General features: G+C 66.0%; 23 protein-coding genes. 7 read left to right on the forward strand and 16 right to left on the reverse strand.

Translation table 11 applies throughout. The features are described 5' to 3' along the window. Positions 1-235: 235 nt before the first annotated feature. From AC066S_RS09110 to AC066S_RS09120, 3 genes are all read left to right on the forward strand, one after another. On the forward strand, positions 236-1,531 hold the full coding sequence (locus tag AC066S_RS09110) for an O-acetylhomoserine aminocarboxypropyltransferase (RefSeq protein ID WP_478269463.1): 1,296 nt from the start codon (positions 236-238) through the stop codon (positions 1,529-1,531). Positions 1,532-1,535: 4 nt separating this feature from the next. Next, positions 1,536-2,318, forward strand: coding sequence for an alpha/beta fold hydrolase (locus tag AC066S_RS09115; RefSeq protein WP_478269464.1), 783 nt, complete (start codon positions 1,536-1,538; stop codon positions 2,316-2,318). A 67-nt stretch (positions 2,319-2,385) separates the two neighbouring features. Next, positions 2,386-2,889, forward strand: coding sequence for a DUF6496 domain-containing protein (locus AC066S_RS09120; protein WP_478269465.1), 504 nt, complete (start codon positions 2,386-2,388; stop codon positions 2,887-2,889). A 460-nt stretch (positions 2,890-3,349) separates the two neighbouring features. On the opposite strand, the gene AC066S_RS09125 is transcribed toward AC066S_RS09120, so the two are convergent. Genes AC066S_RS09125 through phnG form a run of 9 tightly spaced genes read right to left on the reverse strand, consistent with a single transcriptional unit; the run spans position 3,350 to position 10,336 of the window. Then, positions 3,350-3,961: a pyridoxamine 5'-phosphate oxidase family protein gene (locus AC066S_RS09125; protein WP_126260302.1), complete on the reverse strand. Its 612-nt coding sequence runs from the start codon at positions 3,959-3,961 to the stop codon at positions 3,350-3,352. Positions 3,962-3,985: 24 nt separating this feature from the next. Continuing rightward, positions 3,986-4,582 carry a phosphonate metabolism protein/1,5-bisphosphokinase (PRPP-forming) PhnN gene (gene phnN / locus AC066S_RS09130; RefSeq protein ID WP_126260301.1) on the reverse strand — a complete coding sequence of 199 codons (597 nt, stop codon included), beginning with the start codon at positions 4,580-4,582 and terminating at the stop codon, positions 3,986-3,988. Beyond that, complete coding sequence (locus AC066S_RS09135) at positions 4,579-5,736, reverse strand: alpha-D-ribose 1-methylphosphonate 5-triphosphate diphosphatase (RefSeq protein WP_478269466.1); 1,158 nt, start codon at positions 5,734-5,736, stop codon at positions 4,579-4,581. Before AC066S_RS09135 ends, phnN begins: the two co-directional genes overlap by 4 nt. Positions 5,737-5,747: 11 nt before the next feature. Beyond that, positions 5,748-6,446 carry a phosphonate C-P lyase system protein PhnL gene (phnL, locus tag AC066S_RS09140; RefSeq protein WP_478269467.1) on the reverse strand — a complete coding sequence of 233 codons (699 nt, stop codon included), beginning with the start codon at positions 6,444-6,446 and terminating at the stop codon, positions 5,748-5,750. Positions 6,447-6,468: 22 nt separating this feature from the next. After that, positions 6,469-7,266, reverse strand: a complete 798-nt coding sequence (gene phnK, locus AC066S_RS09145; RefSeq protein WP_126260298.1) for a phosphonate C-P lyase system protein PhnK — start codon at positions 7,264-7,266, stop codon at positions 6,469-6,471. Further along, the gene (locus tag AC066S_RS09150) at positions 7,259-8,155 is read right to left on the reverse strand and encodes an alpha-D-ribose 1-methylphosphonate 5-phosphate C-P-lyase PhnJ (protein ID WP_126260297.1); all 897 of its coding nucleotides are present in this window, start codon (positions 8,153-8,155) and stop codon (positions 7,259-7,261) included. Before AC066S_RS09150 ends, phnK begins: the two co-directional genes overlap by 8 nt. Continuing rightward, positions 8,152-9,255, reverse strand: a complete 1,104-nt coding sequence (locus tag AC066S_RS09155) for a carbon-phosphorus lyase complex subunit (RefSeq protein ID WP_126260296.1) — start codon at positions 9,253-9,255, stop codon at positions 8,152-8,154. Before AC066S_RS09155 ends, AC066S_RS09150 begins: the two co-directional genes overlap by 4 nt. A 3-nt stretch (positions 9,256-9,258) precedes the next feature. Continuing rightward, on the reverse strand, positions 9,259-9,867 hold the full coding sequence (phnH, locus tag AC066S_RS09160; protein ID WP_164718909.1) for a phosphonate C-P lyase system protein PhnH: 609 nt from the start codon (positions 9,865-9,867) through the stop codon (positions 9,259-9,261). Positions 9,868-9,871: 4 nt separating this feature from the next. Continuing rightward, the gene (gene phnG, locus AC066S_RS09165) at positions 9,872-10,336 is read right to left on the reverse strand and encodes a phosphonate C-P lyase system protein PhnG (protein ID WP_126260383.1); all 465 of its coding nucleotides are present in this window, start codon (positions 10,334-10,336) and stop codon (positions 9,872-9,874) included. 120 nt (positions 10,337-10,456) lie between these two features. Between phnG and phnF the strand changes: the two genes are divergently transcribed. Further along, complete coding sequence (gene phnF, locus AC066S_RS09170; RefSeq protein WP_126260294.1) at positions 10,457-11,185, forward strand: phosphonate metabolism transcriptional regulator PhnF; 729 nt, start codon at positions 10,457-10,459, stop codon at positions 11,183-11,185. 135 nt (positions 11,186-11,320) lie between these two features. On the opposite strand, the gene phnE (AC066S_RS09175) is transcribed toward phnF, so the two are convergent. The 4 genes from phnE (AC066S_RS09175) to phnC form a co-directional block, all read right to left on the reverse strand. Next, complete coding sequence (gene phnE, locus AC066S_RS09175) at positions 11,321-12,166, reverse strand: phosphonate ABC transporter, permease protein PhnE (RefSeq protein ID WP_478269468.1); 846 nt, start codon at positions 12,164-12,166, stop codon at positions 11,321-11,323. Then, entirely contained in the window at positions 12,163-13,047 is an 885-nt protein-coding gene (gene phnE, locus AC066S_RS09180; protein ID WP_478269469.1) for a phosphonate ABC transporter, permease protein PhnE, read from the reverse strand. The genes phnE (AC066S_RS09175) and phnE (AC066S_RS09180) overlap by 4 nt, the downstream gene beginning before the upstream one ends. Positions 13,048-13,120: 73 nt before the next feature. Then, positions 13,121-14,056 carry a phosphonate ABC transporter substrate-binding protein gene (phnD, locus tag AC066S_RS09185; RefSeq protein ID WP_478269470.1) on the reverse strand — a complete coding sequence of 312 codons (936 nt, stop codon included), beginning with the start codon at positions 14,054-14,056 and terminating at the stop codon, positions 13,121-13,123. A 74-nt stretch (positions 14,057-14,130) separates the two neighbouring features. Then, positions 14,131-14,940, reverse strand: coding sequence for a phosphonate ABC transporter ATP-binding protein (gene phnC, locus AC066S_RS09190; protein WP_478269471.1), 810 nt, complete (start codon positions 14,938-14,940; stop codon positions 14,131-14,133). A 173-nt stretch (positions 14,941-15,113) separates the two neighbouring features. Between phnC and AC066S_RS09195 the strand changes: the two genes are divergently transcribed. The 3 genes from AC066S_RS09195 to AC066S_RS09205 are packed head-to-tail and all read left to right on the forward strand — an operon-like array spanning position 15,114 to position 17,716. Then, the gene (locus tag AC066S_RS09195) at positions 15,114-15,782 is read left to right on the forward strand and encodes a transferase hexapeptide repeat family protein (protein ID WP_478269472.1); all 669 of its coding nucleotides are present in this window, start codon (positions 15,114-15,116) and stop codon (positions 15,780-15,782) included. Beyond that, the gene (locus AC066S_RS09200) at positions 15,779-16,972 is read left to right on the forward strand and encodes an alpha-D-ribose 1-methylphosphonate 5-triphosphate diphosphatase (RefSeq protein ID WP_478269473.1); all 1,194 of its coding nucleotides are present in this window, start codon (positions 15,779-15,781) and stop codon (positions 16,970-16,972) included. Before AC066S_RS09195 ends, AC066S_RS09200 begins: the two co-directional genes overlap by 4 nt. 18 nt (positions 16,973-16,990) lie before the next feature. Further along, entirely contained in the window at positions 16,991-17,716 is a 726-nt protein-coding gene (locus tag AC066S_RS09205; protein ID WP_478269474.1) for a DUF1045 domain-containing protein, read from the forward strand. Here the strand turns inward: AC066S_RS09205 and AC066S_RS09210 are convergent. The 3 genes from AC066S_RS09210 to AC066S_RS09220 form a co-directional block, all read right to left on the reverse strand. After that, on the reverse strand, positions 17,694-18,287 hold the full coding sequence (locus AC066S_RS09210; protein ID WP_375306816.1) for a hypothetical protein: 594 nt from the start codon (positions 18,285-18,287) through the stop codon (positions 17,694-17,696). The genes AC066S_RS09205 and AC066S_RS09210 overlap by 23 nt on opposite strands. A gap of 83 nt (positions 18,288-18,370) precedes the next feature. Then, positions 18,371-19,771 (reverse strand): selenium-binding protein SBP56-related protein, encoded by a 1,401-nt coding sequence (locus AC066S_RS09215; RefSeq protein ID WP_478269475.1) that lies wholly within the window; start codon positions 19,769-19,771, stop codon positions 18,371-18,373. Between the two features lie 403 nt (positions 19,772-20,174). Further along, entirely contained in the window at positions 20,175-21,113 is a 939-nt protein-coding gene (locus AC066S_RS09220; RefSeq protein WP_478269476.1) for a dihydrodipicolinate synthase family protein, read from the reverse strand. Positions 21,114-21,172: the final 59 nt, after the last annotated feature.

Consider the following 21,172-nt stretch of genomic DNA (forward strand, 5'->3'; position numbering starts at 1 on the left):
TCTCCCCGCTTGCGGGGAGAGGCCGGAATTCGAGCGAAGCTTGAATTCCGGGTGAGGGGGAGCCTCCGCGAGTCCGACTCTCACCGTCCTCGCGGAGACTCCCCCTCACCCCAACCCTCTCCCCGCAAGCGGGGCGAGGGGGCGCACCGGCGATGCGGCGCTGTCAATGGGCTGACGTGGCGCGCGATTTTGTGGCACAAGAGCCGCCATCGCCGACCGACCAACGAGGCCATGCATGCCCGCGCCCAAACCGCCTGCCTTCGAGACCCTGAGCCTGCATGCGGGCCAGCATCCGGATCCCGTAACCGGCGCCCGCGCGGTGCCGATCTATCAGACCACGTCCTATGTGTTCCAGGATTCCGACCACGCCGCTGCACTGTTCAATCTGGAGCGCGCCGGCCACATCTATACGCGTATCTCCAATCCGACCACCGGCGTGCTGGAGGAGCGGCTCGCCGCGCTCGAAGGCGGCGTCGGCGCGATCTGCACCGCGAGCGGCATGGCCGCGCTGCATCTGGCGATCGCGACGCTGCTCAATGCCGGCGACCACATCGTGGCATCGAGCTCGCTCTATGGCGGTACCATCAACCTTTTGGCGCATACGCTGCCGCGCTTCGGCATCACGACCACGTTCGTCAAGCCGCGCGACCTCGACGCGTTCCGCAGCGCCATCAAGCCGAACACGAAGCTCGTGATCGGCGAGACCATCGGCAATCCCGGGCTGGAAGTGCTCGACATCCCCAAGGTCGCGCAGATCGCGCATGACGCGAAGATTCCGCTGCTGATCGACAACACCTTCGCCACGCCCTATCTCAGCCGGCCGATCGAGCTCGGCGCCGACATCGTCATGCATTCGGCAACCAAATGGATCGGCGGCCACGGCATCGCGATCGGCGGCGCGATCATCGACGGCGGCCGCTTCGACTGGCGGGCGTCCTCCAAGTTCGGCGTGCTGACCGAGCCCTATGGCGGCTATCACGGCATCGTCTTCGACGAGCAATTCGGCACGGCGGCCTTCATCATGCGCGCGCGGACCGAAGGCCTGCGCGATTTCGGCGCCTGCCTGTCGCCGACCAACGCATTCCAGCTGCTGCAGGGCGTCGAGACACTGGGCGTGCGCATGGACCGCCACATGCAGAACACCCACCTCGTGCTGGAAGCTTTGAAGTCCAACAAGGCGGTCGACTGGGTGCTGCATCCCTCTCTGGAGACGCACACGGATTATCAGCTCGCCAAGCAGCTCCTGCCGCGCGGCGCCGGCTCGATCATCTCCTTCGGCATCAAGGGCGGACGGCCCGCCGGGCGCAAATTCATCGAGAGCCTGCGCATGATCAGCCATCTCGCCAATGTCGGCGACGCCAAGACGCTGGTGATCCACCCGGCCTCGACCACGCATCAGCAGATGGACGCCGAACAGCTCAGGGACGCCGGCATCGGCGAGGAGCTGGTGCGGCTCTCGGTCGGCATCGAGACCGCGAGCGACATCATCGACGATCTGGCGCAGGCGCTGCGCATCTCGCAAAAGGTCTGACACCATGAAGCTCTCCATCAACGGCGCTGATGTGTTCGTCGCAACCGGCGGCCGCGACTTCGACAAGTCGCTACCTGCGGTCGTGTTCATCCATGGCGCCGGCTTCGATCATTCGACCTGGGCGCTGCATACGCGCTGGTTCGCTCATCACGGCTTTGGCGTGCTGGCGCCTGATCTGCCCGGTCACGGCCGCTCGGCTGGGCCTTCGCTGTCGAGCATCGCCGAGATGGCGGACTGGACCGCGGCGCTGCTCGATGCGGCAGGAAGCGCAAAGGCGCATCTGATCGGCCATTCCATGGGATCGCTGATCTCGCTGGAGACCGCGGCCCGGCATCCCGACAAGGTCTCGGCGCTGAGCCTGATCGGCACCGCCGCGACCATGACGGTCGGCCCGGATCTGCTGAAGGCCGCCGAGGCCAACTCGCAGGATGCCAACGACATGGTCTCGATCTGGGGCCTCGGCTTCAACGCCGAGCTCGGCGGCAGCCTGGCGCCGGGCCTGTGGATGCATGGCGGCGCGCAGGCGGTGCTGAAGGCGTGCGAGCCTGGCGTCCTGTTCAAGGATCTGTCGGCCTGCAATTCCTATACGAATGCGCTTCAGGCCGCGGCGAGCGTCAAGGTGCCGACAACGCTGATCCTGGGCGAGCGGGACATGATGACGCCGGCGAAAGCCGGCAAGGCGCTCGCCGCGGCAATCCCGCATTCAAAGACCGTGGTGGTGCCGGGCGCGGGGCACATGATCATGGCAGAACGTCCGGATGAGCTGCTGGCGGCGCTGAGGAACTGACTGGATCGATCTTCTGCCTTGCGCGTTGCGGTGAGATATCCCTCTCAATCAAGAAGGGAACTCGACCATGCCAAGACAAGAGATCATTCGTAAAGCGAGGCAGGACAAGCGCGCCGGAAAGTCGCCGAGCACGCAGGCCGGCGAATTCGTCAAGGACGAGATCGACAGGATCCGCCAAGGCAAGCACGGCGCCCGCTCGACGAAACAGGCCATCGCGATCGGCCTCTCCGAGGCACGCCGCGCCGGCGTCGACCTGCCGCCACCGCGCAAGGGACGCACCAAAAAGGCGACGCGCCGCAGCGCCCAATATGCCTATGAGGTCGGTCAGGGCAAGCGCACCGCGAAGCGGCGCCCGAAGGTGTCACGCGCGGTCGCAGGCGTGTTGAAGAAGGAGCCGCGCTCAACGGCATCGCGCAGCGCGCTGTCGAAGCAGGGCAAGCGCGCCGCGAGCAGACGGTCCGCAGCATCGCGTTCCGCCGCGGCGCGCAAGGCCAGCCGGACCAAGGGCGCCAAGGTCCGCTCCACCGCGGCAAAGAAGGCGGCACGCACCAGGGCGCGCCGCCGCAGTTGATCAGCTCGGCGGTTCCGCTCCGACAATACCGCGCGCGCGGCACGCTCGGCTTCGCGCGCCGAGCGGAACCGGCGGCGTTCAAGATTGTCGAACTTCGACGGTCCTGTCTTTGGGATTCTCGGTGCCGTAGGGTGGGCAAAGCGACTTGTCCGCCGTAGCTCGGAGAGCGAAGGCGGAAGCGTGCCCACGGTTTGCGTGTGATCGGTGAGAAACCGTGGGCACGGCGCAAGTGCGCCTTTGCCCACCCTACGATTCCTGAGGGCGGGATGGCGTTTAATTGGATGGCAGCGAAAGCGGCAATCTCCACTTTCCTTCTCCCTTTGTGGGAGAAGGTGGCGCGAAGCGCCGGATGAGGGGTATCCCTCCACGCTCAACGCTTCTCGTGAGGATGGATACCCCTCACCCGTCTCGCCGCTAGCGCGGCGAGCCACCCTCTCCCACAAGGGGAGAGGGAAAAAGATCACCACATCGTCGCTGCCGCACGCGCCGGCCACGCGTGATCGTATTCCGCGCCGCCGACCTTGTTGTCGCTCATCTCGGCGAGGATCTGGCCGGGGGTCGGCAGCATCTTGGGGTCGATGCGCTTGTCGGGATTCCAGAGATCGGAGCGGACGATGGCGCGGGCGCATTGGAAGTAGATCTCGTCGACATGCATCACCATGACGCTGCGTGGCGCCTTGCCTTCCACCTCGAACGAGGCCAGGAGCTCGGGATCGACCGAGAGATGAGCGCGGCCGTTGGCACGGACCGCGTTGCCGGAGCCGGGAATCAGGAACATCAGCGACACCCTGGGATCGCGCACGATGTTGCGCAGCGAATCGACACGGTTGTTGCCGCGACGGTCCGGCAGCATCAGCGTCCTGGGATCGTGAACACGGACGAAGCCGGGCAGGTCGCCGCGCGGCGAGCAGTCGATGCCCTCGGGGCCGATGGTGGCGAGCGCTGCGAACGGGGCCTTCTCGACGAAGACGCGATAGAGCGGCGTGACGTGGTCGGCGACTTTCACGGTCGAGGCGTCGTTGGTGACGCCGTAGATGGCCTCTAGCTGCTCGACCGTTTCGATCACCGACATTCCGTTCTCTCCGTGGTGGACCGGCTATTCTCGCCGGCCTTCGTTCCTGACGACGCGCACGAGCTCGCGGCTGTGATCCTCCGCGCTGCCGGCGTTGAGGATGGTGACATCGGCCTGCGCTGTCGCGTCGTCGATGCTGCGGGTGAGACGTTGTGCGATGTTGCCATCGCTCTGCCGCGCCCGCGCGGCAAGGCGCCGTGCCAGCACCTCCGGCGGCGCCGTGATCGCGACCACTAGGACATTTGCGTAAGCTTGGCGCAACGCGCCGATCACCGTGCGCGAGACGTTGGCGACGACCGTTCGTCCGGCGCGGATATGGTCGTTGATCTCGCGCGGCAGCGCATAGGAATGTCCGTGCGCGTCCCAGTGCACGGCGAAGTCACCATGATCCCGCGCACGGTCGAATTCGTCGGGACTTATCGCGATATTGTCTTCATCGGGCGATGACGCACGCGTCACGATACGGCGCGGAAACAAAACGCTGGGATCATCGGCGCAGGCCGCCTGCGCCAGGCGCAGCAGCGTGTCCTTGCCGGCGCCGCTGGGGCCGACCACGAGCACGAGCCGGCCGGGGCCGATCGCGCCCGCCTCGCCCTCGGCCGTGGTCGCCGTCTCGCTCATGCGACGCGGTGTCCCTCGCGCCAGACGCTGCGGACGACGGGAATGTGGCCTGCAACATGCACGCGGATCAGATCGGCGCGCTTGCCGGTCGCGACCTCGCCGCGATCGGTGAGGCCGACCGCCTCGGCGGGCGCCTTCGTCACCGTGCGGATCGCCGCCGGAAGGCTGATGCCGGGCACATGCTCGGGCAATTGCAGCGCGCCCATCAGGAGGCTCGACGGGATGTAGTCCGACGACAGGATGTCGAGCAGGCCTTCCCGGGCGAGATCGACCGCGGCGATGTTGCCGGAATGCGAGCCGCCGCGCACGACGTTCGGCGCGCCCATCAGGATGTCGATGCCGGCCTGGTGCAGGGCACGCGCGGCTTCCAGCGTGGTCGGGAATTCCGCGACCGAGACGCGGTCGCGCACGGCATCCGCGACGTTCTCCTCGGTGGTGTCGTCGTGGCTCGCCAGCGGGATGTTGTACCGATGTGCCAGCGCCACGATCTCGCGCATATTGGTTGCGGCGTATTGCTTCTGATACTCGAAGCGCTTGGCGAACAGCTCGTCGAGCTCGGCATCGGTCTTGCCGCCGCCCTTGCCGCGATAATAATCGCGCAGCTTGATCTCGTCGCGGAACTGGCGCTGGCCGGGGGTGTGGTCCATCAGCGACATCAGCTTGACGTCGGGACGGTCGATCAGCTCCCTGGCCTCCTCGACCACGCTCGGCATCGGGATCTCGCAGCGCAGGTGCAGGAAGTGGTCGGCGCGCAGCAGGCTGGCATCGCGCGCGGTCGTGATCGCGGCGGCCAGCACGCCGGCGCGGCCGTCGACCTCCTCGGCGCCGTCCTCGCGCCAGACCCGGAGCGAGTCGAACACGGTGGTGATGCCGGATGTGGCGAGCTGGCCGTCATAGGAGACGACAGCCGCGACCGGATTCCAGAACACCTTTGGCCGCGGCACGTAATGGGCTTCGAGATGGTCGGTGTGAAGCTCGATCAGGCCCGGCATGATGAGGTCGCCGCCGGCATCCTCGGCCCCTGCGGGCGCCCGGCCCTCGCCGATCTCGGCAATGCGGCCATCGGCAAGAGCAAACCAGCCCTGCTCGATCACCCGGTCGGCCAGCACGATCCTGGCGTTGGCGATCACAATGTCCTTCGGCTTGGCGTTCATTTCCATGTCCCTCAGGCCGCCGCGGCAAAGCTGGTGACGTCGACGATGCGGTCGGCAATCAGATGACGGATTTCGTCGTCATGGACAATAGCGACCATGGCGACGCCCTGACGCTTCTTTTCAGCGACCAGCTCGACCACCACGCCGCGGTTGGCGGCGTCGAGCGAGGCGGTCGGCTCGTCCAGCAGCAGGATCGGCAGATCCGAGATGAAGCCGCGCGCGATGTTGACGCGCTGCTGCTCGCCGCCGGAGAAGGTCGCGGGCGGCAGCCGCCACAGCCGCTCGGGGATGTTGAGGCGATGCAGCAACTCGCCGGCGCGAGCCTGCGCGTCGGCGCGGGCCGTGCCGTTCACGATCAGCGGCTCGGCGACGACGTCGATGGTGGCAACGCGCGGCACCGCCCGCAGGAACTGGCTGACATAGCCGATGGTGGCGCGGCGGACGTTGAGCACCTGGCGCGGCTCGGCGCTGGCGAGATCGATCAGCGCGCCGCGATGGCGGATGCCGATCCGGCCGCTGTCGCAGCGGTAATTGCCGAAGATCATCTTCAGGATCGACGACTTGCCGGCGCCCGACGGACCCGACAGCACGACGCACTCGCCCGGATTGACCTTGAAGGTCACGCCGCGCACGACCGGCAGCTCGATGCCGCCCTGCAGGTGCATCGTGAAGGTCTTGTTGGCGTCGGCGATATCGATCATGGCGGTCATTGCAGAACTCATATCGAAAGGCTCATGGCGGCAGAATCGAGGAGACGAGGAGTTGTGTATAGGGCTCGCGGGGGTCGTCGAGCACCTGGTCGGTGAGACCGGTCTCGATAACCCTGCCGCCCTTCATCACCATCACCCTGTGAGACAGGAGCCGCGCGACCGCAAGATCGTGGGTGACGATGATGACGGCCAAGTGCAGCTCGGCGACGAGGCTACGCAGGAGATCAAGCAGGCGGGCCTGCACGGAGACATCGAGGCCGCCGGTCGGCTCGTCCATGAACACCAGCCGCGGCTCGGTGACGAGGTTGCGTGCGATCTGGAGGCGCTGGCGCATGCCGCCGGAATAGGTGCGCGGCGCATCGTCGATGCGTGCGACGTCGATCTCGACGCGGGTCAGCCAGTCCGACGCGGTATCGCGGATGCGGCCATAATGGTTCCAACCCACCGCCATCAGGCGCTCGCCGACATTGGCGCCGGCCGAGACCGCCATGCGCAGGCCCTGCGCGGGATCCTGGTGCACGAAGCCCCAATCGGTGCGGAACAGGAAGCGGCGCTCGGCCTCGCCCAGCGTGGCGAGATCGCGCGTGACACCGTCGCGCATGCGGTAGGACACATGGCCGCCGCTGGCCGCGAGCTGGCCCGACAGCAGCTGAAGCAGCGTCGACTTGCCCGAGCCGGATTCGCCGACGATCGCCAGCACCTCGCCGGGATAGAGCGCGAACGAGACGTCGCGGCACGCGGCGATGCGGCCGAACGACTTGCTGAGGGACGTCGCGACCAGCAGCGGCTCGTCGTTCTCGTGCAGGTCTGGATCAGCCATTCGCGCCTCCTTGCGCCTTGTCCTTGTACGGCGCGGCGCTGAGGCTGCCGTGGTGGCCCGCGGCCTGCCGGCCCTCGCAATAATCGGTGTCCGAGCAGACGAACATGCGGCTGCCCTTGTCGTCGGTGACGATCTCGTCGAGATAAGAATTCTCTGCGCCGCACAGCGCGCAGGGCGCGTTGAAGCGATAGGGCTCGAACGGGTGATCCTCGAAATCGAGCGACACCACCTGCGTATAAGGCGGAATCGCATAGATGCGCTTCTCGCGGCCGGCCCCGAACAATTGCAGCGCCGGGCAATTGTCCATCTTGGGATTGTCGAATTTCGGCGTCGGCGACGGGTCCATTACGTAGCGCGCGTTCACCTTCACCGGATAGGCATAGGCGGTCGCGATGTGGCCGAAGCGGGCGATGTCCTCATAGAGCTTCACATGCATCAGGCCGTATTCGGCCAGCGCGTGCATGCGCCGCGTCTCGGTCTCGCGCGGCTCGAGGAAGCGCAGCGGCTCCGGAATCGGCACCTGATAGACCAGCACCTGGTTCTCGCTCAGCGCCGCCTCCGGGATGCGGTGACGGGTCTGGATCACGGTCGCCTCCTCCGTCGCGGTCGTGGTGGCGACGCCCGCGGTCTTGGCGAAGAATTTGCGGATCGAGATCGCGTTGGTGGTGTCGTCGGAACCCTGGTCGATCACCTTCAGCACGTCGGCAGGACCGAGGATCGCGGCGGTGACCTGCACGCCGCCGGTGCCCCAGCCATAGGGCATCGGCATTTCGCGGCTGGCGAACGGCACCTGGTAGCCGGGAATCGCGATCGCCTTGAGGATGGCGCGGCGGATCATCCGCTTGGTCTGCTCGTCGAGATAGGCGAAATTGTAGGCCGGCGCGTTCATTCCGCGGCCTCCTTCATGGCTTCGGGCGCTTGGGCATCCGCGAACTCCCGACGCAGCTTGCGCAGCAGGCCGAGCTCGGACTGGAAGTCGACATAATGCGGCAGCTTGAGGTGCTCGACGAAGCCCGTCGCCTGGACGTTGTCCGAATGCGACATCACGAACTCCTCGTCCTGCGCCGGGGCACGCACCTCCTCACCGAGCTCGCGGGCGCGCAGTGCGCGATCGACCAGGGCCATCGACATGGTCTTGCGCTCGCTCTGGCCGAAGGCGAGGCCATAGCCGCGGGTGAAGCACGGCGCTTCGGTCGCGGAGCCCTTGAACTGGTTGACCATCTGGCATTCGGTGAGCTCGATCGCGCCCAGCGGCACGGCGAAGCCGGCGTCCTCCGCGAAGAACTCCACCTCGACCTCGCCGAAGCGGATCTCGCCGGCGAACGGATGGTTGCGGCCATAGCCGCGCTGGGTGGAATAGCCCATCGCCAACAGAAACCCTTCGTCGCCGCGCGCCAGATTCTGCAGCCGCAGGTCGCGGTTCGCCGGAAAATTCAGCGGCTCGCGGGTGAGATCGCCGACGCTGGCGCCGTCCTCGGCCTGGGGCGAGGATTCGATCAAGCCGTCGCGGCCGAGAATGTCCGTCACGCGCGGCGTCGGCGCCGTGGAGGCATCGGCCGTGGCCGGCGCCTCCGGCGCAAAGCCTTGCGCGAGCGAGGGATCGAGCAGGCGGTGGGTATAGTCGAAGGTCGGCCCGAGAATTTGGCCACCGGGAATGTCCTTGAAGGTCGAGGACACCCGCCGCTGCACCCGCATGGCGCCGGTGTCGACCGGCTCGCTGGCGCCGAAACGCGGCAGCGTGGCGCGGAAGGCGCGGACCAGGAAGATCGCCTCGATCAGATCGCCGCGCGCCTGCTTGATCGCAAGCGCCGCGAGCTCGCGATCGTACAGCGAGCCTTCGCTCATGACGCGGTCCACGGCGAGGCCGAGCTGTTCCGAGATCTGGTCGAGCGTGACCTCCGGAACGCCGTGGTCGCCGCGCCGCTTGTGGGCGAGCAGGCGATGGGCGTTCTCGATGGCGCGTTCGCCGCCCTTGACTGCGACATACATGCTTCAGCTTCCCTTGCTCACGACACGCGTGGTGCGGGGGATCGCGACCACGGCGTCATCGGCGACCAGCACGACATCGATGCCGCGCGGAAACAGCGGCTCGTTGAACCGCAGGCGCTCGAACAGGTCGAACGGCTTGATCGACGCCTGGAGCGTCGCGGCACCGTCGATGCCGGGCCCGCGCAGCTCGAAGCTGCGACCCGCGTCGAGGCTCTCCACCTGGAGGATGATAGTGGTGGAGCGATCCGGATATTCGCTGGTGCCGAGCGCGAAGCGTTCGAGCGGCGGAAGCGCGGCGCCGTCGCCAATCAGCGCAAAGCTCGCGATCGAGCTATCCTGCACCACCGGCGCGCCGGTGTGGAATTTCAGCCATTTGACCACGTCCGGGCTCGCCGCCATCCGCGCATCGAGCCAGAGCGGCGTGTCGTGGTCGAACAGCGTCAGCGCGATCGCGGCGGTGCCGCGCATCATCGGACCGGGCGCCCCCGCGCCCGGCACGATGGGCCGGACCGAGCCCGGCCGCGCCATCGCGTCCATCACCGAGCGAAAGGTCGATTGCGCCGACAGCACCTTGTCGGCGAACCCCGGCGGCAATTCCGCAATCGTGGTCATGATCTCACCCCTCACCGCGCACCATGGTGTAGAAATCAACCTTAGTCGCGGCGGTCTCGGCCGCGGCCTGCTGGCGGCGAATCATAAGCTGCTCGCGCAACGGCGCGATTACATCCCGCTCCACCGCGCCGCCGAAATCACGGGACTGCACCAGCGCATCGCACAGCGCGATCAGCCGCGCCTTCTCACTGTTCCGCCCGAGCGTATAGCCGAACCCGACCTCGCCGCTCGCAAGCCGCACGGCCGCGCGCGACACCGTGGCCTCGCCGAGATTGAACGGCGCACCGTCGCCGCCGACCCGGCCGCGCAGCATGACGAGGCCGTTCTCCGGCGCGCGCAGATCCTGATGCTCCGGAAGAGCGAAGTCGCGGAGGCGGGCGGCGATCTCGCCCGCCTCCGCGTGCGCCAGCACGGCCATGGCGGCCTTGCGCTGGGCTTGCTGGTTGTCGTGCTGGGTCACCCGATTCACCGAACCTTTTGACAGAACTTGCCGCGCCGAAGTTGTCTATGATAATAGACAACTTCATACGGGAGCGCCATGACTGTTTCGTGACAAAGCCGTGATTTCTGGGCTAGGCTGACCGGCGATATGAGCATGCAAGACACTGCATCGTCCGGCGTCGCGCTGTGGCGCCTCGTTGCCGACGGCATCGAGCGCGGCATCGCCGACGGCCGCTTCGCGGCTGGCGACAAATTGCCGGGCGAAATGGAGATCGCCGAGACCTATCGCGTCAACCGCCACACCGTGCGGCGCGCGCTGGCAGCTCTCGCCGAGCGCGGCCTGGTGCGCGCCGAGCGCGGCAGCGGCACCTATGTCGAAGCGCAGAAGCTCGCCTACCCCCTGCGCTCGCGCACGCGTTTCTCGGAGATCGTCGGGGCCGGCGGCCGCGAGCCGCGCGGCCAGTTGATCGAGGCTTCCGAGGATGTCGCGACCCGCGAGCTGGCGCGCGAGCTGGGCTTGAAAGCTGGCGCGCCCCTGGTGCGGATCGAGGCGATCCGCCTTGCCGACCGCACCCCGATCTGCGTCTCCACCACCTGGCTGTCGGCCGAGCTGTTTCCGGATGCGGGCGCCGTGTTCGCGGCGACGCGCTCGATGACGAAGCTGCTCGCGCATTACGGCGTGCGCGACTATCGCCGCGGCGCGACCCGGATCACCGCCGGCATCGTGGACGCAACCGACGCGGCACGGCTGGATCTCGCGCTGGGACGCCCGATCCTGGTGGTGGACGCCACCGACCACGATCTCCAGGGCCAGCCGCTGATGACCAAGCACTCGCGCTTCGCGGCGGAGCGGGTGGAGTTTCTGGTGGAGTCGTAGGGGCCCTCTCCGAGAAACGGGACTCGTAGGGTGGGCAAAGCGCAGCGTGCCCACGACTTTGATCATGTCGGAGAAAGTTCGTGGGCACGGCGATGACGCGCCTTTGCCCACCCTACGGCGCTACGGCACCGACGGTCAGGCGACAGCTCGCTTGCCAATGATCGCAAAGCGCAGCTTGCCCGAGATGAAATCGATCGCGGCGACCGCGACCAGGATCATCAGGATCAGGAACGACACTCTCTGCCATTCCAGCACGCGGATCTGCTCGGCGAGCTGGAGGCCGATGCCGCCGGCGCCGACGATGCCGATGATGGTGGCCGAACGCGTGTTGGATTCGATGAAATAGAGCACCTGGCCGGCGATGACGGGCAGCACCTGCGGCAACAGGCCGAAGCGGATCTCGTGCAGCGCGCTGCCGCCGGAGGCGCGGATGCCCTCGACCTGCTTCTGGTCAGCGCCTTCGATCGCTTCCGAGAACAGCTTGCCGAAGGCGCCGAAATCCGACACCGCGATGGCGAGCACGCCGGCGAACGGGCCGAGCCCGACCACGTTGATCCAGACCAGCGCCCAGATCAGGGTGTCGACGCCGCGGATCGAATCCAGCACGCGTCGCACCGGAAAGCGCAGGATGCTCGACGGCACCACGTTGCGCGCGGCTAGCAGGCTGACCGGAAGCGCGAACAGTGCGGCGAGGGTCGTGCCCAGCAGCGCGATCGACAGCGTCTCGCCGAGCGCCTTGAGATAGACCGGCAGCGAGGAGCCGGGATCGGGCGGGATCATCATCAATGTGATCCAGCCGAGCTGGCTGAGGCCGGCGAAGAACCGCGATGGCGAGAAGTCGAGATCGACGAGGCCATAAATCAGGATCGCGAACGCCGCGACGATCATCGCCGGCATCGCGAGCCGCGCTGAGGCCGGCCGGTCGAACACGTCGGGGTAGCGCGCGCGAAGCTCTCGCGGATCGACCTCGTGCGGCGTCACGTCCGCGCCTCCTTGCCGAACAGGCGGCCGCGCAGCCAGCCCGTGGTGATGTCGATGATGAAGACGGTGATTATGATGGTGAGCAGGATGGCGCTGACGTCCGAATAGTAGAATTTGCGAATGGCGACGACGAGCTCCTGGCCGATGCCGCCGGCGCCGACGAATCCCATCACCGAGGCTTCGCGCACATTGATCTCGAAGCGCAGCAGCGCGTAGCTGGCATAGCCCGCCGTCACCTGCGGCACGACGGCGAAGCGCATGCAGGACAGCCAGCTCGCGCCGGTCGAGCGGATGCCCTCGACCGGCTTCATGTCGGCGTTCTCAACGATCTCCGAGAACAGCTTGCCGAGCGCGCCGGTGGAATGGATCGCGATCGCGAGCACGCCGGCCATCGGCCCGAGCCCGAAGGCGATGACGAAGACCAGCGCGAACACGATGCCGGGGACGGTGCGGGCGAATTCGAGCAGGCGCCGCACCGTGAAGCGCAGCCAGGGCGCGGGCGAGGTGTTCTCGGCCGCGAAGAAATTGAGGCAGAATGCCAAGGTCGCGCCGATCAGCGTGCCGACGTAGCTGATCAGCAGGGTCTCGCCCAGCATCTTCAGCCATTTGCGCCAGCCCCACATCCACTCGCCGACATCGGTCCAGACCCGCTGGCCGCTGTCGAGCGTGAATATGCGATCGAAATAGCTGACGAAATTGCCGAAATAGGTGAACAGCGTGCGCAGATTCACTTCGGCGCCGATCGCGGCGAGAACCAGCGCCGCGGCGAAGACCGCGGCTCCGAACAGGAGGCGGAGCCGCCTGCGGGCCACCGCCTGGCGATAGGCGGCGTTGAGCACGGCGAGCTGCTGCTCGGGAAGGATCGAAACCGCTGTTGTCATGGGCTCGAGATCAGGTCCCGTCAAAGAAAGAGCCGGGTCGTTCGACCCGGCTCCAGTGGCATTGTCCTGATACTCAGGACGCCTTCTTCTTACGCAGGGCGTCGACGAACTTGATCAGCTCGATCGTGCCATCCCAATCCTTGGTGGTGGCGGGATGAAAGCCCTTCTTCTGGCCGTCGGAGAGGCGATCGAACGCGGCCTTGTCCTTGGCCGGCGCGTCGAAGAAAGCTTTCACAATTGCGGCCTTGGCGTCTTCCGGCAGGTCGGAGTTGAAAGCATAAGGGCCGTTGATGATCGGCGACGATTTGTGGATGATGCGGAAGTCGTCCTTCTTCATCGCCGAGCCGTCGGCATTCTTCAGCATGCCCTTGGTCAGCATCTGCGCCAGCGTGGAATCGTCGTCGCTGGTCCACTGGTTGGCGGCGACGTCGACCGTTCCTTGCGACAACGCCAGCATCGCGTTCTCGTGGCTGCCGGTGAAGACGACCTTGCTGAAATAGGTGTCGGCATCGTGGATGCCCATCTTGTCGAGCTCGAAGCGCGGCACGTTGTTGCCGGAGGTCGAGTTCGGATCGACCAGGCCAAGGTTCTTGCCCTTGAGCTGATCGAGGGTCTTGTAGGGGCTGCTCGCCTTGACGAAGAACACAGAATAATAGCCGGTCGAGCCGTCGGCGTTGACGTCGTTGGCGAAGGCCTCGGACTTGACGCCGGTCAGGCGGGCGCGGGCGAACGCAGCCGAGCCGTAGCTGGCAATGTGGATGTTGCCGGCGCGCTGGCCTTCGATCACGGCGGCGTAGTCATTGGCGATGCGCAGCGTCACCTTCACGCCCAGCTCCTTGGAGAGATAGCTCATGAACGGCGCCCAGCGCTCGGTGACGCCGGAGGCGTTCTCGGCCGGCACGACCGCGAAGGTCAGCTCGGGATATTTCGCTTTCCAGTCGGCGGCCAGGGCTGAAGTCGTGAACGCGAGCGCGGCGGCGCCGGCAAGGACCAGTCTGCGAGTAATCATGATACCCTCTTCATCGGTTGGGGTCGGTTGACGCAAAGACTTGCAACGAAGACTTGCAACGAAACAGATTTCGCTCAGGCGGCCGCGGCCGTTCCGAGCGCGGGGACGCCCGCAGGCACCGGCGCAGGCATGGCGCCCATGACATCGGCGGCTTCGAGATCGTAGAGCTCGCGTGCGACGTGATCGGTCAGCGCGGCCGGCGCGCCGTCGAACACCACGCGGCCCTGCGCCATGCCGATCAGGCGATCGCAATAGCTGCGGGCGAGATCGAGCGAATGCAGGTTGCAGAGCACCGTGATGCCGAAATGCTTGTTGATGCGCAAAAGCGCATCCATCACGATCTTGGTGTTGCGCGGGTCCAGCGAAGCGATCGGCTCGTCGGCGAGGATGATGTCGGGCTGCTGCACCAATGCGCGCGCGATCGCGACGCGCTGCTGCTGACCGCCGGAGAGCTGGTCGGCGCGCTGCGCGGCGAGCGAAGCGATGTCGAACTGTTCGAGCGCCGACATCGCCAGCGCCTTGTCCTGCTCCGGCCACACTTGCGACAGCGAGCGCCAGGCCGGCATCGTCGCAAGCCGTCCCATCAGGACGTTGGTGAGGACATCGAGCCGGCCGACCAGGTTGAACTGCTGGAAGATCATCGCCGAGCGCGCCCGCCATTGCCGCAGCTCCTTGCCGCGCAGCGCAGTGACGTCGATCCCGTCGAACAGGATGCGTCCCTCGGTCGGGGTCACCAGGCGGTTGATGCTCCGCAGCAAGGTCGATTTGCCGGCGCCGGACCGTCCGATCACACCGACGAAGCCGCCGGGGGAAATTTGAAACGAGGCACCGTCCACCGCGGCTTTCGCGCCGAAGCGACACGTCAGACCTTCCACCACCAGCATGCAGGGCTCCAGATTAACTGGAGCCAATCGCTAACGCCGGCGCTTAACACTTGTGTGACAGGGACATTGCGGTGCGGCGATCCTGCACAGCTCATCCCCTGTCATCATGATGTCATGACATCGTCATCAAGCCGCTCGAAGAGATACGCCCGCCCCCAGACTTCGGACTCGACATGGCCGCCAAAGCTCTTTCAGTTCAGCCGACCATCGATCCATCGGCCAAGCTGCATGAGGTCAGGCTCGGCGCCTATACCGAGGTCGGCGCGCGCACCATCCTGCATGAAGTGGCGATGGGCGATTACTCCTATGTCGTGAACGATTCGCAGATCACCTACAGTACGATCGGAAAATTCTGCTCGATCGCGGCGATGACGCGCATCAACCCCGGCAATCATCCGATGCACCGCGCGACGCAGGCGCATTTCACCTATCGCTCCAGCGCTTACTTCGAAGGCGAGAGCGACGATACCGAGTTCTTCGACTGGCGGCGCCAGCATCACGTCCATATCGGCCACGACGTCTGGATCGGCCACGGCGCGATCGTGCTGCCGGGCCGCAACATCGGCACCGGCGCGGTGATCGCGGCCGGCGCCATCGTCACCAGGGACGTGCCGGCCTACACCATCGTCGCCGGCAATCCGGCCCGAATCGTGCGGCGACGGTTCTCCGAGGAGATTGCCGGGCGGCTTGCGCGGCTGGCCTGGTGGGACTGGGATCACGACAAGTTGCGCGAGGCCCTGCCCGATTTCCGCAAGCTCGGGATTGAAGATTTTCTTGCGGTATATGAAGCACGAGCGAGATCTCTCGCCAATCCTCCCAGTGAACGAAGCGCGGTCGCGTGACAGACATCTTCCTTGAAGGCGGCCGGACCCTGATCGGCGCCGAACTCGTCGAAACGTCATTGGCGGTGTCCGGGCAGGACATCACTGCGATGGACGCTTCGCGCGGCCGGGCGCGGCTGGCGATCGATGCCCGCGACCTGCTGGTGCTGCCCGGCATTGTCGATCTTCATGGCGATGCGTTCGAGCGGCAGATGATGCCGCGTGCCGGTGTCGACTTCCCGATCGACGTCGCGCTCGCCGACAGCGACCGCCAGGTCATCAGCAACGGCATCACCACGGTGTTCCACGCCACCACCTGCTCCTGGGAGCCGGGCTTGCGCAGCGCCGACAATGCGCGCGGCCTGATGGAGGCGATCGAACGGCAGCGTCCGCAATTCGCCGCCGACACCCGCTTCCATCTGCGGCACGAGACTTACAATCTCGAGGCCGAAGCCGAGATCGCGCAATGGCTCATGGAAGGCCGCGTCGACCTGTTCGCCTTCAACGACCACATGGACGGCACGGTCGCCGACATGGCCAAGCCGCGCAAGCGCAACCGCATGGTGGAGCGCACTGGACTGTCGGGCGAGGAATTCGACCGCCTGGTCGAACGCGTGACGTCGCGTGCCGACGAGGTGCCGGCTTCCGTTGCGCGTCTGGCCGCCGCGGCCCGCGCGGCCGAGGTGCGGATGCTCTCGCATGACGACGCGACGCCGGCGATGCGCCGGGAATTTCGCGAACTCGGCGCTGACATCGCGGAGTTTCCGATCAACGAGGAGACGGCCCGGGCGGCGGCAAGCCACGGCGATGCCATCGTCTATGGCGCGCCGAACGTCGTGCGCGGCGGCAGCCACACCGGCTGGACCAAGGCCTCGGACATGATCGCCAAGGGACTCTGCTCGGTGCTGGCCTCGGATTATTATTATCCCGCGCAGCTGCTCGCCGCGTTCCGGCTCGCCGCCGATGGCGTGCTGCCGCTGACGGAAGCCTGGAATCTGGTCTCCGCCGGCCCTGCGCGCGCGACCGGCCTCACCGATCGCGGCGTGCTTGCGCAAGGCCGCCGCGCCGACATTCTGCTGGTCGACGATACTGCGCCGCTGCGGCCGCGGCTGATCGCGGTGATATCAGGCGGCAAGCTCGTCCATCTTACCGATGCGACGCGGCTGCTGAGTGCGGCGGCGATGCCGCGCGAAGCTGTCGTCGCGGCCTAAACCGGCTATGCTCGGGCGATGACAGATCTTCCCCGCTACGCGATCTATTTTGCCGCCGGCAGCGACAGCCCCCTCTCCCGCTTCGGCGCCGAGCTGCTCGGCTACGATGCCTATACCGGCAACGAACTGCCGTTTCCGCGCGAGGCGTTGGAAGTCGCGCCTGATTGGCGCGACCTTAGCGCCGATCCCCGCAAATACGGCTTTCATGCCACGCTGAAGGCGCCGATGGCGCTGGCATCGGGCAGGACCGAAGCCGGGCTGATGGAAGCCTGCGCGACCTTCGCCGGCAAGACGCGGCCGCGTTCCGTGATCCGGCCTGTCGTCGATGCCATCAGCGGTTTCATCGCCGTCATTCCAGCCGAGCCGGTCGATACGCTTCAAGATCTCGCCGCCGATTGCGTTCGCGATTTCGATCTGTTTCGCCCCGCCCTGACCGCGGAAGATCGCGCGCGGCGCAAGCCGGAGAAGCTGAGCGAACGGCAGCGCGACTATCTCGACCGCTGGGGCTATCCTTACGTGATGGAAGAATTCCGCTTCCACATGACGCTGACCGGGCGGCTGGATGCGGAGCGGCGCGGGCCGATCCTGGAGATGCTGCGCGCGCGGTTTGCGACGCTGAGGCTTGATGCACTCGAGATTGATCGCATCGCGCTGTTCAGGCAGGATGACGCAAAGGCCCGGTTTCGCATCATCGGCGAGTGGGGATTGGCGCGGGCGGACCTCAGCGCCAGCTCACGAGATTGAAGGCGAGCGCCACCGCGCCCACCAGGACGAGGCTGGTCGCCCAGACTGCGTCAAGATTGAACCAGCTTCGCGAGACGAACTTCAACCCCAGATAACGGTAGACCAGCCACGCCAGACACCCGCCGGCGCTGACCATGGCGGCAACGTGCACCACGGACACCAGCACCGCCATCCCGAGACTTGCCTTCATCAGCTCGCCCGCGGCCTCGTGGCCGGCATCGAGCTCGAAGGCCCGGCAGAGCCCGAGATAGATCGGCACGAGCATCAGGGCGGCGCCGTGGGCAATGGCGACGGCAAATGACCAGAGCGCCAATTGCGTCGGCGGAATTCGTGCCAGCGCGCGCGGATGGCGACGGTCGATCAGCCGATAGACGCCGAAGCCGATGACGAGAAGGCTCGCACCGATCTGGATCGGACGCTGCCACTCGGCCAGCACGAGCAGGAACGCGAATGGCAGCAGCACGAGAAATGTTGCCAGGAGATGCCCGGCCGCCAAGGCCCACAATGCGCGGAAGAGCGCGCGCGGGCTCTTGTCCATGAGCCCGGCAGACACGGCGAGCGGCCATCCCATTCCCGGATTGATCCCGTGGTAGAGACCGCTCGCGGCAAGCGCGAGCCACAGCCAGCCGAGCGCCGGGTTCGCATGGGTCCCATCTAGACCGACGGGTAGCAAAAGGAATCCGTCGAACAGTCGCCGCCCTCGAGCCTGATCTGGTGCGCACGATATCCGTCGGGGAAGCTCACGAAATGATCCTTGTCGAGCTCGAGGCCGCCGTTGCGACCGACATTGGCCATGACTTCCACGCCCGGAACCCCGTCGGGATAGAACTGGTCGTCCCAGGTGGAATAGAGCGAATTGGTCCAATACACGCGCCTGCCGTCACGGCTGATCTCGACCATTTGCGGGCCCGCCGCAAAGGCCTTGCCATTCGGATGGGGGGTGCGGCGCGCGATACCGCCGATATGGACGGAGCCCGCAAGCTTCGGTTTGCGCGGATCGCTGACGTCGTACTGGCGCATTTCGCCCGTACCCCAGCACGAGACATAGAGAAACCGGTCGTCCATCGACAGATCGATGTCGGTCACCAGCGGCGGCACGGCGCCAAACCCCTGAAGCAGCGGCGGGAGCTGCTCCTTCGGCGCGGGCTCGGGCGGGATCGTCGCCGTCTTCTCCGCATGGAATTTCCCGCCTTCTCGCCACCAGGTCCAGATCGATGCTTCGAGATTCGTGGTGTCGACCACGACGCCGACGAAGCCGTATTCGCGAACCGGATCGTGCGCCGGCCGCACCTCCAGGGCCATCTGATGATTGGCACCGAGGTCGATGGTCTGGACGTTGCAACGGGCGCGAAGGTCCCAGAAGTGCAGACGATGGCCATATTTGTTCGCAAGCAGATCTTCCGGGACGATCCCGTTCTCGAACTGCGGCGGCAAGGCCCATTCGCTCGTCACCATGTAGTCGCGCGGCAGATTCCACCAAAAATCATAGTGCAGCGTCTGCGGACCGCGGTCGATCTCCCATCGTCCGAGGACCTCGAAGGTCTCGCAATCCATGATGAAGACACCGGGAGGACCGTTGGTGCCGTCCTTGCCGCCGCCGCCCAGCGTGCTGACGTAAATGCCGTCCGGCCCGCAATGGATCGTGTGTGGCCGCGAGTAGCCGGTCTTCTTGAAGACTTCCTCTGGCTCGATGATCTTGTGGATCTTGGCTTGGGTCGGATCTGGCTTGGTATCGATGATGTAGATGCGCGACGAGCGTAGCCCGGGAATGATGAGATAGCGCCGCTCGATGAAGGCGTGTCCGGCGAGCGGCGACAAGGCGGAGGAGCACGCATTCCAGCCGAAATGATGAAACTCATCGCCCTTGTTGGGCATCGTCACGGTGTGGACGATCCGGCTATAGGTCGGCGATCCCGGCTTGACGTCGATGACCGCAAGAGCATCCGGCTTCGAGAAGTCCGGACTGAGCAGCAACGTGTAGGCAAAGTTCTCCGCAGGTGCTTCCATCGCAAGCTTGGGCGATGCGTGAAAGGTGGGATCGGGCCTCATCGTCATGGCACTGCCTCCCTGTTCTGTCGGTTCGCGCCAACCTGACTCGGGATAACGGCATAATGAAGAGGTGTTACGCGATGTCTTGAGATGCTCCAGGCCGGTTGGCGAACGTACAATATGTCATCGCCGTGCCGGGGGAAACTGGTCGAACCGCGCTAATTCGACGCCCTCGGGTCGAAATGCGGATCAGCGCTCCGCTTCGCGGAGCTTATCCGGGACGACGGTTGAGCATATCCGCGCAACTTCCCCCACCCGCGGCCCTCGTAGGATAGGAAAAGGCGCAGAGCGCCATCCCCACCGTGTCTTTCCGACGGCACACAAATTATTGGGCACGCTTCCGCCTTCGCTCTGCGAGCTAGGGCGGACAAGTCGCTTTGCTCACCCTAGGACAGCGGGATCTGCGGCGTTACTTCCCCCACCGCAAGGCCAGCGCATCGCGCTCTTTCGCCAGCTCCAGCAATCCCGCCCGCGTCGCCGGATGGAGCGGCTGGAGCGGGTGCCGCACGGCGTCCGACTTGATGACGCCGCCGGCCTGCATCATGACCTTGCACGCGATCAGGCCGCATTGACGGTTCTCGTAGTTGATCAGCGGCAGCCAGCGTTCGTATGCCGCCTTCGCCTTTTCGCGGTCGCCGGCGAAATAGGGATCGACGATCTGGCGGATGCCGTCGGGATAGCCGCCGCCGGTCATCGCGCCGGTGGCACCGGCATCGAGATCGGCGAGCAGCGTGATCGCCTCCTCGCCATCCCAGGGGCCTTCAATGTCCTTGCCGCCCGCCTCGATCAGGCCGCGCAGCTTTGAGGCCGCACCCGCGACCTCGATCTTGAAATAGCGGATGTTCGAGAAATCGCGCGCCAGCCGCGCCAGCAGCTCGACCGAGAGCGGCGTGCCGGCCACCGGCGCGTCCTGGATCATGATCGGAATGTCGATCGCGCCCGAGAGCACCTTGAAGAATTCGACGATGCCTTTCTCGGGAACCCGGAAGGTCGCGCCGTGATAGGGCGGCATCACCATCACCATGGCCGCGCCCGCCGCCTCGGCCTGCTTGCTGCGCGCCGCGCAGACGGCCGAGCTGAAATGGGTGGTGGTGACGATCACGGGAACCCGTCCCGCGACTTGTTCCAGCACCGCATGCATCACCGTCTCGCGCTCGGCATCGGTGAGCACGAACTGCTCGGAGAAATTGGCGAGGATGCAGATGCCGTGCGAGCCGGCATCGATCATGAAATCGATGCAGCGGCGCTGTCCCTCGAGGTCGAGCTCACCGCGCTCGTCGAAGATGGTGGGCGCGACCGGGAACACGCCGCGATAGGGGCGCTGGGCCTTGTGTGGGGTGACCGGCATCGAACTCTCCATCCCTGATGTGTCTTGCGTCTGGCGCTGCGCTCAAGGCGCGCGGCGGC

The organism is Bradyrhizobium sp. CFUWI, assembly GCF_056429085.1.